At 35.5% G+C, this 15,154-nt stretch carries 13 protein-coding genes, 1 tRNA gene and 1 pseudogene; 10 read left to right on the top strand and 5 right to left on the bottom strand.

Annotation, left to right across the window (positions count from 1 at the left end):
• Window positions 1–318 precede the first annotated feature (318 nt).
• From OPR49_RS05775 to dxr, 4 genes are all read left to right on the top strand, one after another.
• On the top strand, window positions 319–1,101 hold the full coding sequence (locus tag OPR49_RS05775) for an MlaE family ABC transporter permease (protein ID WP_265026922.1): 783 nt from the start codon (window positions 319–321) through the stop codon (window positions 1,099–1,101).
• The gene (locus OPR49_RS05770; protein WP_265026921.1) at window positions 1,094–1,795 is read left to right on the top strand and encodes an ABC transporter ATP-binding protein; all 702 of its coding nucleotides are present in this window, start codon (window positions 1,094–1,096) and stop codon (window positions 1,793–1,795) included. Before OPR49_RS05775 ends, OPR49_RS05770 begins: the two co-directional genes overlap by 8 nt.
• A 205-nt stretch (window positions 1,796–2,000) precedes the next feature.
• Entirely contained in the window at window positions 2,001–2,492 is a 492-nt protein-coding gene (locus tag OPR49_RS05765; RefSeq protein ID WP_265026920.1) for a hypothetical protein, read from the top strand.
• A gap of 72 nt (window positions 2,493–2,564) precedes the next feature.
• A complete protein-coding gene (gene dxr / locus OPR49_RS05760) occupies window positions 2,565–3,728 on the top strand; it encodes a 1-deoxy-D-xylulose-5-phosphate reductoisomerase (protein WP_265026919.1) in 1,164 nt (387 codons plus the stop codon).
• Window positions 3,729–3,767: 39 nt separating this feature from the next.
• Here dxr and OPR49_RS05755 read toward each other — a convergent pair whose 3' ends face one another.
• Both OPR49_RS05755 and tldD read right to left on the bottom strand, forming a co-directional pair.
• On the bottom strand, window positions 3,768–5,015 hold the full coding sequence (locus OPR49_RS05755; protein ID WP_265026918.1) for an IscS subfamily cysteine desulfurase: 1,248 nt from the start codon (window positions 5,013–5,015) through the stop codon (window positions 3,768–3,770).
• A 286-nt stretch (window positions 5,016–5,301) separates the two neighbouring features.
• A complete protein-coding gene (gene tldD, locus OPR49_RS05750; RefSeq protein WP_265026917.1) occupies window positions 5,302–6,720 on the bottom strand; it encodes a metalloprotease TldD in 1,419 nt (472 codons plus the stop codon).
• A 62-nt stretch (window positions 6,721–6,782) separates the two neighbouring features.
• Between tldD and OPR49_RS05745 the strand changes: the two genes are divergently transcribed.
• The 4 genes from OPR49_RS05745 to OPR49_RS05730 all read left to right on the top strand — a co-directional run bounded on the left by OPR49_RS05745 (window position 6,783) and on the right by OPR49_RS05730 (window position 9,184).
• Window positions 6,783–6,867, top strand: a tRNA-Leu gene (locus OPR49_RS05745).
• A 70-nt stretch (window positions 6,868–6,937) separates the two neighbouring features.
• On the top strand, window positions 6,938–7,408 hold the full coding sequence (locus OPR49_RS05740; RefSeq protein ID WP_265026916.1) for a hypothetical protein: 471 nt from the start codon (window positions 6,938–6,940) through the stop codon (window positions 7,406–7,408).
• Between the two features lie 253 nt (window positions 7,409–7,661).
• Window positions 7,662–8,369: a uroporphyrinogen-III synthase gene (locus OPR49_RS05735; protein ID WP_265026915.1), complete on the top strand. Its 708-nt coding sequence runs from the start codon at window positions 7,662–7,664 to the stop codon at window positions 8,367–8,369.
• Window positions 8,369–9,184 (top strand): exodeoxyribonuclease III, encoded by an 816-nt coding sequence (locus tag OPR49_RS05730; protein ID WP_265026914.1) that lies wholly within the window; start codon window positions 8,369–8,371, stop codon window positions 9,182–9,184. Before OPR49_RS05735 ends, OPR49_RS05730 begins: the two co-directional genes overlap by 1 nt.
• A 2-nt stretch (window positions 9,185–9,186) precedes the next feature.
• Here the strand turns inward: OPR49_RS05730 and OPR49_RS05725 are convergent, their stop codons facing one another.
• The 3 genes from OPR49_RS05725 to OPR49_RS05715 form a co-directional block, all read right to left on the bottom strand.
• Entirely contained in the window at window positions 9,187–10,212 is a 1,026-nt protein-coding gene (locus tag OPR49_RS05725; protein ID WP_265026913.1) for a hypothetical protein, read from the bottom strand.
• A gap of 49 nt (window positions 10,213–10,261) precedes the next feature.
• The gene (gene polA, locus OPR49_RS05720; protein WP_265026912.1) at window positions 10,262–12,829 is read right to left on the bottom strand and encodes a DNA polymerase I; all 2,568 of its coding nucleotides are present in this window, start codon (window positions 12,827–12,829) and stop codon (window positions 10,262–10,264) included.
• Window positions 12,830–13,020: 191 nt separating this feature from the next.
• The gene (locus OPR49_RS05715) at window positions 13,021–14,109 is read right to left on the bottom strand and encodes an IS481 family transposase (RefSeq protein WP_265027486.1); all 1,089 of its coding nucleotides are present in this window, start codon (window positions 14,107–14,109) and stop codon (window positions 13,021–13,023) included.
• 66 nt (window positions 14,110–14,175) lie between these two features.
• On the opposite strand from OPR49_RS05715, the pseudogene OPR49_RS05710 reads away from it, so the two are divergent.
• Window positions 14,176–14,568, top strand: a pseudogene (locus OPR49_RS05710) (MgtE intracellular N domain protein); the annotation flags it as partial.
• A gap of 245 nt (window positions 14,569–14,813) precedes the next feature.
• Window positions 14,814–15,095, top strand: coding sequence for a hypothetical protein (locus OPR49_RS05705; protein WP_265026911.1), 282 nt, complete (start codon window positions 14,814–14,816; stop codon window positions 15,093–15,095).
• Window positions 15,096–15,154 lie beyond the last annotated feature (59 nt).

The raw sequence follows: 15,154 nt of genomic DNA, 5'->3' as shown, positions 1-15,154 counted from the left end.
TCATTAGTAACATGTTTTTTACAGGAAGTAAACAGGGATAGTAAAATAAGTAAGGTTTGCTTACGTAATTGAGTTCTATAGCTAAAGTGGCTTAGGTTTACCTACAATTTGAAAAACCGTCATTCCGCTACTAGTTAGCGGAATCTATACCGCGAATGAATCGCGGTATGACGTAGGGAAACCTTTCTTGGGTTAAGCTATAAATTAAAACATCAAGTATATTGAACTTAAAACATATCTCAGCTATACTTTGCGATAAAGTTAATAAAAATTTTAATAAAATCAGTAAGACTAACCTCTAGCTAAAATGAATACAAAGTGAGCTTTTTTGATATAAATAGTGTTAGAATAATTGGTAGGTACTTTATCAATTTTTTGTTAAGGCTTGGTAGTGCATTCATATTTTTTATTCAATCTCTATACCACTGCTTCGTGCCACCATATTATTTTAGCAACGTAGCAAGACAAATTATAGAGATAGGCTTTTTCTCTCTGCCAATTGTTGGGCTCACTGGAGTTTTTATAGGAGCAGCGATAGTTTTACAAAGTAGCTTGAGTGACCCATTAATTAACCAAGAACAGATAATACCCAAACTTGTTACGATCACTATCATTAAAGAGTTAGGACCAGTTTTGATCAGCTTAATAATGGTAGGAAAGGTTGGATCATCAGCTGCAGCAGAAATTGGTACGATGCGCATCACCGAGCAAATAGATGCCCTTACAACTTTGAACATCAACCCTTTCAAATATTTAATTGCACCAAGGATTTTAGCGTCAATCATAGTATTTCCCATACTTACAGTATGTGCAGATCTAATAGGAATATTTGGAGGATATGTCACTGCAGTCTTCGAATTTAACCACAATCTAAATATATACATTAAATACACAGCTCAGTTCTTTAATACGTACGATTTTGTAACTGGGCTAGCTAAAGCAACTGCTTTTGGCGCCATAATTTCTGTCTCAAGTTGCTATTACGGTTACCATTGCAAAGAAGGTGCACGAGGAGTAGGTGTTGCTACAACATCAACTGTTGTTTTATCGTCCATACTGATCATTTTAGCAAACTACATGATTACTTTGATACATGCGTAACTCCATAATATCAATATCGAACTTAAGCTTATCTTTTGATGACAGGACAGTACTAAAAGATCTAAATCTTGATATATCAAAAGGGGAATCATTAGTCATACTTGGTGGCTCAGGAAGCGGCAAATCTGTATTAACAAAAACAATCATTGGCTTGCTGACACCAGACTCAGGGTCTATTAAAATAAATAGTAAAAGCAAAAATAAATTTGGGGTTTTATTTCAAAATTCCGCTTTATTTGACTATGTTACAGTGTGGGAAAATATATCTTTTAATTATAAAAAACGCTTTAATATCAGCAAAAAAGAGGCAAAACAGCTAGCAATTGAAAAGCTAAATGATGTTGGATTGGAAGAAAATATAGCAGATATGTTTCCAATAGAGTTGTCAGGTGGAATGAAAAAAAGAGTAGCACTTGCAAGGGCGATTGCACACAACCCAGAAATCATCATATTGGATGAACCAACTTCAGGATTGGACCCAATTATGTCAGATATAGTAAACGAGATAATAATAAAATTGTCTGGAGATCTTAACCCTACAATTATCACGATTACACATGATATTCATAGCGCATTTAAAATAGCTGATAAAATAGCAGTACTATATGAAGGGGAGATCATTTCCCATGGAACTGTTCAGGAAATACAAAATACTAATAACGAATATATAAAAAAATTCATTCATTATATATAGCTAAAGATATATACACTATTGCTAACAGTCATATTTTTAAGTTTTAACTTTGTAAAAGGTAGTGGACATTGGAATTCAGATTTTTTTCGAACTGGATCCTATATAAGATAACAGAAATTGTTTGTATTAGCTATATTCAAAAGCTCTATTGATATTTTGCAATATTTGTGATAAAATAATAGCTTAAGGTTGAGAGTAAAAATTTATGAGTGAAGGTCCAAACATTGCAGAATGGCAAGCGCAGCAACAACACCAAGAAGCCGCTGGTGAGAAAAGTGGTTTTGGTCTTGGTCATAGTGACTCTGTTTCAACAGTCGTGGATGGAATGAAATGGTTGTTCAACTTTCATGAAGGAGCAATTGCTGCTTATAGTAACGTATTTGAAGGCTTGGTGAGTGGCAGTAGTCTAGTAACATTGTTTGGAAAGTCAGGTAATATGTTTGGCATAAAACTTCTTGAAGGCCTTGCAGAATATTTTTCAGGTGGAGGTGGGGAAGATATGCCATCAGAAGGAATGGATATGGCTCATGGTGATGATGGACATCACTCAGATGATTACCCTCATGCCAATAACGAGATAGCTCATAATGCTGATGGTTTGCAAGACATGCATGATGCAGGTGATCACCATGGTCAATCTTTTTCACCTGGTCCTTCACCATCTGTTGGCGATGACCACGGGCATGAACTTGGTTAAACGCTTAAAAACTATTGAATAGTTGGGAGAAAGTCTCGCAAGAAAAGTTGCTATTGTTATGAGTTTGTCTTAGTGAAAAAGGTTTCAGTTTTAGGATCAACAGGAAGTGTTGGAAAAAAGACTGTAGATTTGCTCTCAAAGAGAAGAGAAGAATACCAAGTGGAAGCACTAAGTGCCCATTCGAACTTTGCTCTACTGGCACACCAAGCAAAACTGCTAAATGCAAAATATGTTGCTATCTCCGATGAAAGGCTTTACAAAGATTTGAAAGAAAGTCTACTTGGTACAGATGTAAAAATAGCAATTGGTGCTACAAATATTGCTGCTATACCTGTTGATCTCTCAGTTGTTGCAATAGTTGGCATTGCAGGCCTTGGGCCAGTTATGGAGGTTATAGAAAGCGGTACCAAAGTCATTGCATTGGCAAACAAAGAAAGCATTGTTTGTGGTGGAAAGTTATTACTCAAAAAAGCTAAAGAAAAAAACGTACAAATAATCCCTATTGACTCTGAGCACAATGCAATTTTTCAAATTTTGCAAAATGACGACAAATGCGTGGAAAAGATCATACTTACTGCTTCTGGTGGACCGTTCTTAAATTATAGCCTTGAGCAATTAAAAAATGTTATGGTAGATAAGGCGCTTAGTCACCCCACTTGGAATATGGGAAAGAAAATCTCAGTTGATAGCGCAACAATGATGAATAAGGCACTAGAGATAATAGAAGCACATAACTTGTTCAACATCAGCCCGGATAAAATTGAAGCAATAGTGCATCCTGAGTCAATAGTACATGGAATTGTAACTCATAAGGATGGGTTCAACTTTGCTGTGCTTGCAGAAACTGATATGGCAATTCCTATTTCATATGCTCTATCTTGGCCGGAAAGATCAGCTTTAAATTATAAACTAGATTTAACAGAGCAAGGAAAATTGACCTTTCAAGAACCAGACCATAAACGTTTTCCTGCGCTAAAGCTTAGCATGGCAGTGTTAAACTCTTCTGCTCCACAAACAAACAGTATTGTGCTCAATACTGCAAATGAAATAGCTGTTAATGAATTTTTGAAGTCACGAATCGGCTTTTTAGAAATAGTAGAGGTAGTGGAATCAACAATTGAAAATTTTGATAGTTATACTGATATTAATTCACTATCTGATATAATAAATATTGATTGTGAAAGTCGTATTATTGCTAATAAAATTGTTGAAAGTAAAGTTGTTGCGTATAGCTAGAGTAATTTCAAAGTGCATTTGCAATTGGAACGGATACATTTAATGAGAGTCCCATTTCACGGTGTTCAAATCTACTCCTTCTTGTACCATCTCCCAAAGTGGGCTCATTTCTCTCAATCGGCCAACATTTTTAGTAATAAGATCTGCTGCGTACAAAACTTCTTCTTTGGTTGTAAATCGGCCTAGGCCAAATCTAATTGATGAATGCTCAAGGTCATGGCCATTATTTAGCGACCGTATGACATAGGAAGGCTCAAGAGACGCAGACGTGCACGCAGAACCAGAACTTACTGCTAAATCCTTGATTGCCATGATGAGAGACTCACCCTCAACATAGGGAAAGCTCAAGTTTAGATTGCCAGGAATCCTATTTTCATAGTCACCATTTAAAACGATATCAGGAAACGCTTCTTTTATCTTATTATACAAAATATTCCTTAATTCTTCCACTCTAGTTGTTTCTTTTTTCATTTCTTCTTTAGCAATACGTGCCGCTTCACCAAAACCAACTGCAAGAGGTGTTGGAACTGTGCCAGAGCGCATGCCTCTTTCCTGTCCACCACCACTAATTAGTGGTATCAGCCTAACACGAGGATTCTTTCTACGGACATATAATGCGCCTATTCCCATAGGTCCATAAATTTTGTGGCTAGAGAGACTCATAAGATCAATGCACATCTCATTAACATCAATTGGAACTTTTCCAAAGCTTTGAGCTGCATCTGTATGGAAAAATATATTATACTTTCTACATATTGCACCAATTTCTTTGACAGGCTGAATTACTCCGATTTCATTATTTACCATCATCACTGAAACCAGGATTGTTTGATCAGTAATTGCTTCCTCAAGCTTTGATAAATCTATAATTCCGTTTTGCTTAACAGGCAAATATGTAACTTTAAAGCCTTCATTTTCCAGATGCCGACAAGAATCCAGAACACACTTATGCTCCGTGCAGACAGTGATTATATGATTTCCTTTATTTTTATAAAAGTGAGCAACGCCCTTGATTGCTGTATTATTTGACTCAGTTGCACCTGAGGTAAAGATAATTTCTTTGCTATCTGCGTTCACCAGATCAGCGATGTGTTTCCTTGCTTTTTCCACTGCTTCTTCAGCAGTCCAACCAAATGAATGGCTGCGAGAGTGTGCATTGCTGAACTCACCAAAGTAAGGTATCATCACCTCTAAAACACGGGGATCCACTTTAGTAGTAGATTGATAATCAAGAAATATTGGTAATTTTATTTTAGTATCATGTATTTTTTTACTTTCAACATTCATAAAGCTACCACGGAGACAAAATTTACAATTATTTTATAGCATTAAAACTTAATTTTTTCAAGATATAATCTTGCATCAAGTACAAAAGTGTCATCCAAGTAGCTGACACATAACTGTACGAACATTTATTTGCGAAAGCAGTGTGTTAAATGTTATAGCCAGTTTTGCCTCAAACACAAAGGCAGTGCCCAGACACTGGGATGACACCCTACTGGTGGCAATTGCTTCCAAATCACAATGTTTGTACAGCTGTGCGCCGTGCGCTGGAATCCGTTTTAGCCCTTATCTATATCTCAGTTCCACCAACAGTTATTGCGTCGACTTTGAGTGTCGGCTTACCAATTCCAACGGGCACATTTTGTCCATCTTTCGAGCATGTGCCAACACCAGGATCTAACTTTAAGTCATTACCAACCATAGATACTTTTTTCAACACTGTTGGACCGTCACCAATTAGTGTTGCTCCTTTTACTGGCTGTGTAATTTTGCCATTTTCTATTAGGTAAGCTTCCGAAGATGAAAAAACAAATTTTCCTGACGTTATATCAATCTGCCCACCACCGAAATTTACTGCATATAGACCTTTCTTTACGCTAGATATTATTTCCTTCGGTGTATACTTTCCGGGCAACATATAGGTGTTTGTCATGCGCGGCATAATAACTTCTTTATAACTTTCTCTTCTACCATTACCAGTTGGGCTTACACCCATGAGTTTAGCGTTCATATGATCCTGCATGTATCCTTTTAGGATCCCATCCTCTATCAATATATTATAACTGGGTGGAGTGCCTTCATCGTCTACGCTGATAGAGCCGCGCAAATTGGGCAGAGTTCCGTCATCAACTACTGTAATGTCACTAGCTGCTACTTGTTTACCCACAGAATTTGAAAATGCTGAGACTTTTTTGCGATTGAAGTCGCCCTCAAGTCCATGACCCACGGCTTCGTGTAACAATATTCCTGGCCAGCCTGGACCTAAAACGACTGTCATTTCTCCGGCTGGAGTTGGAATTGCTTCAAGATTTACCAGTGCTTGTTCTAACGCTTGGTTTGCAACTTCTTTCCACTTTTTCTCAGAAATAAACTTACTATAAGAGTCCCTTCCACCATGCCCTGCAGAACCTCTTTCGGTACGGCCATCTTTTTCTACAATGACTAGCACATTAAAACGTACCAGAGGCCTGATATCGCTTAATCTGTGATCACCCTTTATTATTTGTACAACTTGCCATTCTCCACTTAGAGTTATTTTTACTTGCTTCACGCAGTTATTTTTGGACCTTACATACTCATTAACCTCATTGAGTAGCTTAATCTTTGAATTCAGATCCATTTCATTTATAGGGTTAATCCTCGAATATAGGCTTTTTGTCTCTTCGTTTAAATTTATTGAATTTGTCTTGTTTAAAGACACTGAGCTTTTTACCATAGAAGCAGCATTACTAATTTCTTTTTCGCTGATCTCAGAAGAACAAACGAAAGATGTACTATCTTCACAAAAAGACCTTAAACCAAATCCCCTTCTAGTATTCAAGTCCATGTGTTTTAATATGTTATCCTCAAAAACCAGGGACTCCGACTGGCAAAATTCTAGAAACAGCTCACCACCATCGCTATTGCTCAAAGCGTTATTGACTATTTTATATACATTATTAATATTAACATTGTTTTGAGCAAAAAATATTTGATCTAGATTTGGCATTACCTTTGAACTAAAAATTGTTTAAGTATATTATTTAACTTTAACATAGTAAACTATAAAAAGCCCGGGTGGCGGAATTGGTAGACGCGCTAGCTTCAGGTGCTAGTAACTTTTTAAGTTGTGGAAGTTCAAGTCTTCTCTCGGGCACTCTTAGCTTCCATATTGCTTGTTGAATTAATTAATGCTATAATATAACGTATTAGGTAATATTTATGCTATGTATGGTGAAAAAGATAAGTTAGCCTACAGAAAGAAGGTACGAACTTACTCGAAACGCTTAGTTACTACACTATCTACTATCTCTTTCATTGGATACATAGCGGCATTGGTCTTGAGTATTCTTGTCTTAAGTCTGTATTTTAGTATTGCTGGCACTATATTCAGCGCACTTTCGTTTGCTTTAAATATATGGTCACTAAATGATCATTTCCTACAGAAGCAACTTGGTGTAGCAGGACAAAAAAAATTAACAAAGATCTGTCTTGATCTTACATCTAACGTTTCGTTTTTAATAGGAGGAATTGCATCTATATTGCCTCTCGAATCTCCTATCATTCCTTTTGTTTCTACTGCCTTTTTTATTCTAGGCTGTGCCTTTATGGCAGCTAATATCGTTCGAACTGTGATTAGCGAACCACAGGCAGAAAAACCTACTGATGACCACTCCCTAGCTGCAGGAGCAGCTTAAGTATTAACTTATTTAACTTATACAGGAATATTAGTTATATCATTCCACTGAAGGAAGCCATTCAAAAGAGTTCAACGTAATTAGCGTCAAAAAAGTGTAAGCAGAAATTGTGGGCTTATTGGGGTAGGAGCGCTTAGTACTCCTACTTCCACATCAATTACTTGAATAATTGCTCAAGCTATCAAAATAAAAGTTTTTATTCAGTAATTTGTGTATAAAGGGTACTATTTTACTAGTAGTGAAATAAATCAGAATGAAGTCTATTTTATTAACGAGGCCTTTATTGGACTCGTTCAATACAAGAAATATATTGAGAAAGTATGGATACAAAGTTTTTATAGAACCAGTATTCACAATAAAGTACTTAAATCCTGATATATCTGCGTACGAATTTGACGTTGTGATATCTACAAGTAAAAACAGTGTAAAGGCTTTTAGTCAAATATGCAAAGAGGATGACTTTCCGATTATTACAGTTGGTAATTCAACCATGCAGGCTGCAAAAAATTTGGGATTTTCTGATATAATCTCAGCAGACAGCAACGTTGATGGTCTGATATCATTCATAAAAGCTCATTATTCAAATGCAATAAAGTTCTTATATATAAGGGGACAAGAAGTATCATGTGATCTAAAAAAGAGATTATCTGAAGAAGATTTTAACGTAAGAGAAGTTGTACTCTATAAAACAATTATTAAAAGGAGTCTAACTAATAGGTGTAAAAATTTGCTGTTGGATGGTAAAATTGATGGTGTTGCTTTTTTTTCCTCACAGACAGCAAGGGTATTTTGTTCATTAGTTCTAAAAAGTGGGCTATCTCATGCGATGGATAATACAGTTGCATATACTATGAGTAAGAACATTGCTGATAGTTTAAAGTTAATCAAGTGGAAAAAAATTATAACATCGAGGTTGCCTACTGGGGAGAGTTTAGTTGATATAATTAATAAGGATTGCTGATGCTAAAGATTGCAACTTGGAATGTAAACTCCATACGTAAAAGAATTAACCAACTTTGTAGTTTTATAGTTGATAGTCAGATAGATATAATTTTGCTGCAAGAGATAAAATGTACGGAAGAGCAATTTCCTTATGCAGAGATAGAAAAGTTAGGATATGAATATGCTATCTATGGACAAGTTGCAAGAAATGGCGTTTGTGTTTTATCTAAATATCCGATACTGGAGAAGTTTAAAATTGACATTGTAGAAGGTTATCAAGAAGCGCGTTATATAGAGTGCATAATAAAGCACAATAATCAGAAGGTAAGGGTAGGAAGTGTATACGTTCCAAATGGTCAAAGCCCGGACTCTCACGCATTTGAATATAAACTCAAGTTTTTTGATAACCTATATGAAAGAATGAGCACTTTGTTGAAGAATGAAGAGTTAACTATTATAGCTGGCGATTATAATGTTGCATTGGATGAAATTGATGTTTTTGATTCAAATTTATTGAATGGCCAAGTGTGCTTTCATATAAAAGAACGTGAGAAGTTAAGAGCAATCTTGAATCTTGGGTTTAAAGACGCATTTAGAATATCCCACCCCAATTTGCAACAATTCACTTGGTGGCATTATCAAGGCAATTCACTTAGAAACAATCAAGGAATGCGAATAGATTATATGCTATTATCGCCACAAGCTGTAGATAAATTGGAAACATGTTACATAGATGATAGATTGCGTAAGCTAGAAAATCCGTCTGATCATACTCCTGTTGTATGCGTTATAGCAGATCTCTTACACAACTCACTTTTTGGCAAACCTGAGTAGTCTTACCTTTGCTGCCCTGTTTGCTGATCTAAAGTAACTTGTTCAAACACAGGCTTAGGTTGTTGTTCACTCTTTTCGTTTCCTTGGGAATTTTGTTCAGAAACAGAGGTGCCTTTCTCAACTCCTGTAACTGGGGTTTTTAAAATATCATCAATGCCCTCGAGAATTTTTCCATTCAATTTTGCTCTCTTTTCTGTATCATCTTTATCTTGTGAGCTAGGGTCATACAAAGTACCTTTTTTGTTATTTGAAAAAAGAACTTCTATTCCTCCTTTTATGACGAATATTGCACCAATAGCAGCAACAACTACCGCAAGTGTAGTAGGACCAAAAATTGATATTGAAGCAATGGAAAAAAGAATAGGAAGAAAGATCTTACGTAAGAACGTTGTTACCATCTCTTCATCACTGAGTGGTGGTTCATCCTCTTCTTTTTTAACACCTAAAACTTTCCCGAGACCTGGTATTTTTTCTAATAATTCTCTCCCAGGTATTTTACGTTTAACAGAATCAACAACCCAATCCCAAGCTTCTGTACCGCGTATATCAGCTACACACTTGGTTATTATTTGCTGTATTTTACCATCATTTAATTTCTCTTCTCTAGCTAAGCCTTGCTCTCTAATTTCTTTAAACACAGAAAGTAAAAGCTGAGAAAAATTTTCTTCACTTAGTAACTTTATATCTTCTTGATTAATATTCTTGAATATACCTTCATGATTTTTTGATATAAAAGTAAAAATTTTCTTTTCATTTCCATTCTGTAATTGCTCTAATCGTTCATCTAATGACTTCAGATCACTCTGTAATTCTTGATTTGAAGGTTCTTCTTTCAATTTCTGTTTCTTCTTTTCTATTTCCTGTTTCGTTTGCTCTTCTAGTTTTTCTGGATTTTTAAAAATATCTAAGAAAGCACGATAGATTAACTGATGTTCCTCTTTTTCAAATTTAAAAACTTTCTCATCTTTGTTAGTTACCTGAGTAGGTAACTTTGGAGATTTTGAACTTTTTACTTGTGGGCCTGTCATGGCTGACCTATTTACATTTGCTATGTTTTATTCTAACATATTTTTCGTATTAGTTCAAATGATTTATACTCTTAGAATCCACGATGTTTAAGTCATAATTAAGAGCCCAGTTGTCGCCAACTTTTATTTCTACTTCAAGTGGTATAGAAATTTCTACTACACCTTCCATTATATTTTTCACAAGTTTTGCTGTTTCTCGCACTCTGCTCTCTTCCACTTCAACAAGCAATTCGTCATGAACCTGGAGGATTATTTTACCTACTTTCAATTGGTCAAAAAGCTGAATCGTCGCACGTTTTATTATATCAGCAGCGGTGCCTTGCAGTGGTGCATTTATTGCTGCCCTTTCTGCAAATTGTCTTATATAAGGAATTGTATTGTTTATGTCTCTTACAAAGCATCTCCTGCCAAACAAAGTTTCTACATAACCATGCAATCTTGCGATAGACACTGCTTTTTCCATATAGGCCTTTATTTCTGGGTAACAGGAAAAATAGTAATTAATGTATTCAGCAGCTTCCGCAATGGTAATTCCAAGCCGCTTTGCAAGACCAAATGGGCTAATGCCATATATAATTCCAAAATTGATGGACTTTGCTTTGCGTCTTAATTGTTCATCTATTTCTTGCACTCCAAAAACTTGCCTTGCGGTGATCTCATGAATATCTTGTCCGTTTGCAAAAGCTTCTTTAAATGCTGCAACGTTTGCAACGTGTGCCAGGAGTCTTAATTCTATTTGCGAATAGTCAGCAGAGATTATCTTGCACCCTTTTGGCGCAATAAATGCTTGTCTGATAAGATTTCCCTCTTCGCTTCTGATAGGAATGTTCTGTAAATTAGGATTGCTGGAGCTCAGCCTTCCAGTTGTAGTTGCAGTCGTTGAAAAGTTTGTGTGTATCCTACCATCAATGGAATCAACTTGTTTTATTAGTGCATCAGTGTAGGTGCCTTTTAATTTACTTAAATGTCGCCAATTTAAGATTTTACTTGCGATTTCTACCCCTTCTTCTTCGAGTGCCTCTAGAACTTCATAATTGGTGCTATACGATCCAAATTTTTTTGACTTTTTCTTTTTATTAAGCCCCATTTTATTAAATAAAACATCACTTAATTGTTTTGGCGACGCAATATTAAATCTTTCCTCTGCTAAGTTATATATCTCATCTTCAAGCACGGCAATTACCTGCTGAAATTTATCGGACAGCTCCTGTAGTTTTTGAATATTTAGCAATATTCCATTTTTCTCCATATCAAATATTACTTTCATAAGTGGCTTATCGAAGCGCTCGTAAATTGTGAACAATTTTTCCTGAAATAACCTTTGCTTTAGCTTTTCATGAATTGCTATTAAAGTTTTTGCCGAGAAAATTTCTGCATTTTCACTCAAATTATGCGCAACTATGTTTGGAATACTGTGATCGTGTTTTCCTGTATCCAAGCTATACGACATTATCATCAAATCATCAACTGAATCTAGCATCTTCTCTACTGTAGGGAAGATTTTCCTGATTTCTTTAATGTTATGTATTATTTTAAGCGCCCCATTTGAGAGTAAAGTTGAGTTAATTATAATGAGTGCATCTTGTATGCTGTCTTGCTCTATATAAAAAATATTACTTTCGCTATAAGATAGACTTAATACATTGTTTTCAAGGTGGTAATGAATTGCAATTTTGCCTTCATATCTACAATGCTCCAAAAATTTCTCTAACTCTTCACTACTATATTCTATTTTCTCTTTTGTGCTAGACCCATTATAGGAAAAAAGCTTTTCCATTTTACCTATTAAAGAATTGAATTCATACTTCTTTAAAAAGGATAATAGTTTTTCCATATTTGGAGAATGGACTTCATATTTTGCAATATCATGTTGAAGGTCTACTTTTTCGCATAGTGATAAAAGTTCTCTTGAAATTAGTGCTTTTTCCTTATGTTCGGTAAGAATATTACGAACCCTCGTTTGCTCGATGTTATCAATGTTCTCTATAATATTATTCAATGAATCAAATTCATCTAATAATTTAGTGGCAGTTTTTGGACCTATTCCCGGAACGCCTGGAATGTTATCGGATGCATCACCAGTTAGAGAAAATAAATCAAGAAGCTTGTGTGAGTTTACACCAAATTTTTCTACTATTTGTTTTTCATCTATATATATATTTTTAATGGGGTCGAATATTAAAATATTGTGGTTCAAGAGTTGAAACAAATCTTTATCTGATGAAACGACTACCACTTTAAAGTCTTGGTGGTTGGCATATTTTGCAGCTAGTGTTGCGATTATGTCATCTGCTTCATAACCTTCAATTTCTTCATAGCTGAGGTTAAAAGCTTCTACCGCTTCCCTCAGTATGGTGAACTGTGGAGTTAGATCCTCAGGAGGCGTTACTCTGTTCGCTTTGTACTCAGGATATAAATTGTACCTAAAATTCTTTTTCCCTGCATCAAGTGCTATAGTTAAGTAGTCCGAATGGGCAATGTACTTAAGAACCATATTCAGAAAGCCATATACACCACCTATTGGCATTCCTGTTGTGGTAATTAAGTGAGGTAGTACATAGTAAGCTCTGAAAAGAAAACCATAGCCATCGATGATTGTGAAAGTTTTTTCTTTCATTGTAGATATTTATGCGTGCTTTTGATGGTCCACTATTTAGCTGAGAAAATCAAGTTTTTGTTTTTCTGCTTTTGAGCGTTGTAAGAGATTTTACCGAAAATAGCATTCATGATGGGGATGTACACATATGTAATATCAAAACCTAGTAGAAGAAATTTGTAAAAGACAAGATTTAATCTGACAGAGAAGAATTAACTGACAGAAGAATTGACGTAGTCAAAACTAATATCAGGCTGTTGTTTAATGCTACTAATATTTTTCTGAAAAGCAATATGTTTACTGTCAAAAAACGTTTGCATAGGTGTTTTGCCATAGCAGTATTTGCCTGAGTGAGGCCTTGTCTCATTGTAAGAACGCAACCAATGATCAACATCGATCTGTAGATCCTCCAAAGAATAGTAGATTTTCTTTCTAAAGATAATATTGTAACACTCATCTTGCATAGTTCTATGGAATCTTTCACATATGCCATTAGTTTGTGGAGAGTTGGCTTTGGTTCTAGAATGATCGATATTTTCGATTCCTAAATATAGCTGATAAGCGTGATTTTCGGGCTTGCCACAATACTCCGTACCCCTATCAGTTAGAATGCGTAATAATGGAATTCTCTGCTCATCAAAAAATGGGATAACTCTATCGTTAAGAAGATCTGCAGCTGTAATAGCTGTTCTGTCCGTGTAAAGTTTAACCATTGCAACTCTGGAATAAGTATCAACAAAAGTTTGCTGATAAATGCGCCCTATGCCTTTGATATTGCCCACATAATAGGTATCTTGAGAACCCAAATAACCTGGATGTTGCGTCTCAATTTCACCATGAGCTTCCCTTTGTTCTTTCACTTTTTCTAAAGCTGCAAGTTGTTCTTCAGTTAAAATGATTCCGTCTTGAGCTACTTTTGCCTCCAGTGCTTTAAGTCTCTTTTTCAAAGTTTCAAGGTCATTTCTTAGCCATACAGATCTTACTCCTCCTTGGGAAATTATTATACCTCTTTTTCTCAGCTCATTTGCAGCTCTTTCTTGTCCATATGCAGGAAATTCTGTAGCTATGCCAATTATTGCTCTTTCTATATCTTCCGAAACTCTGTTTGCTAATAGCGGTTTTTTCTTACTTATTTCATGTAATGCTTCTTCTCCCCCATTTTCATATAACTCCTTGAATCGATAAAATGTATCTCTTGAGTATCCCATCACTTTGCACGCTTGAGACACATTTCCTAATTGTTTTGCTAGCTCTAGTAATCCTAGTTTTGGTTTTAGTATTTTTGTTTGTATTGTACTCATTTCTAACACTCCTTATTTTTATTATTCTTAACTTACTTTTTTAAAGTGTCATATCAAGTCCTGTTTAATACAGCTCAGGATTTAACTGATTCTAATAGGATTCAGATTATCATTAAGTCTTTAGCTAATAACCCAGAAAAACTTCAAGCTTTTGCTCGCAATATGTCTAATGAGCAGTTTAAAGAACTTTTGGATAACGTAGGCGCAGAAGAGCTTAAAGACATCATTCACAAACTGCCTTATGAGAAAGTGACAGCTGTGATCGGTGATCTCAGCAATCAAGATCAGTCTAAAGCTATTATTGATGCATTAAAAGGGAAACTTAACGAGCAGAGTAAACAGAACAAGGAAATGATTGAGATGCTCAAGCAAATCAAGGACGATATGCCAGGCATTGCAGAAGCTCCAGATTTTACAATAGTAGAAAACAATAACGATTCAATGCTACTTGTATGGTAGCAATTTATGAAAATCAATTTTTTTATAGGAGGTAACTTATTATGAGTAAAAACAATGTAGAATTATATTTTGGTGACGAGCCTTAAGACCAAAGTAAATTACTAAAACTTGAGAGCCCGGTTTTTACAAAACCAGATTTTGTAAAACCAAGTATAGATTCAGTAAAAATTCAGAATAAAGAAAAAGGTGCTAAGGAGTTAGATTTTGATATAAATCAGCCACTGGAAAAAATACCTATAGCGGAAATGAAGCAAACAGCCGCAGCTATAACATACCTTAAAAAGGTTTACGATGGCTTGATAGACAGTATTAATGAGTATAACACAAGTTTAAGCAGTAACATTACAACTGGCATAGTGGAGCCACTGTCAACAACTATATCAAATATAGGGAACAATACAACTGAAATAAAAAGTCAACTTCAAACTCTTCGAGATGAGCTTCAGGAATTTCGTGATGATCAGCCAGGCATTGCAGAAGCTTCCATATTCCCTCATGCTACTGGCGAAAAGAACGGGTTGCTTTAATAAAAAAGGTAATAGCTTGCTAGCTGTTACTCTTTCCACATACCACTTCAATGTAGCTG

The sequence above is a fragment of the Wolbachia endosymbiont (group A) of Bombylius major genome, assembly GCF_947251895.1.
GTDB lineage: Bacteria > Pseudomonadota > Alphaproteobacteria > Rickettsiales > Anaplasmataceae > Wolbachia > Wolbachia pipientis.
Note: the sequence above shows the minus strand (reverse complement) of the source record. Positions and strands in the feature narration are given on the sequence as shown.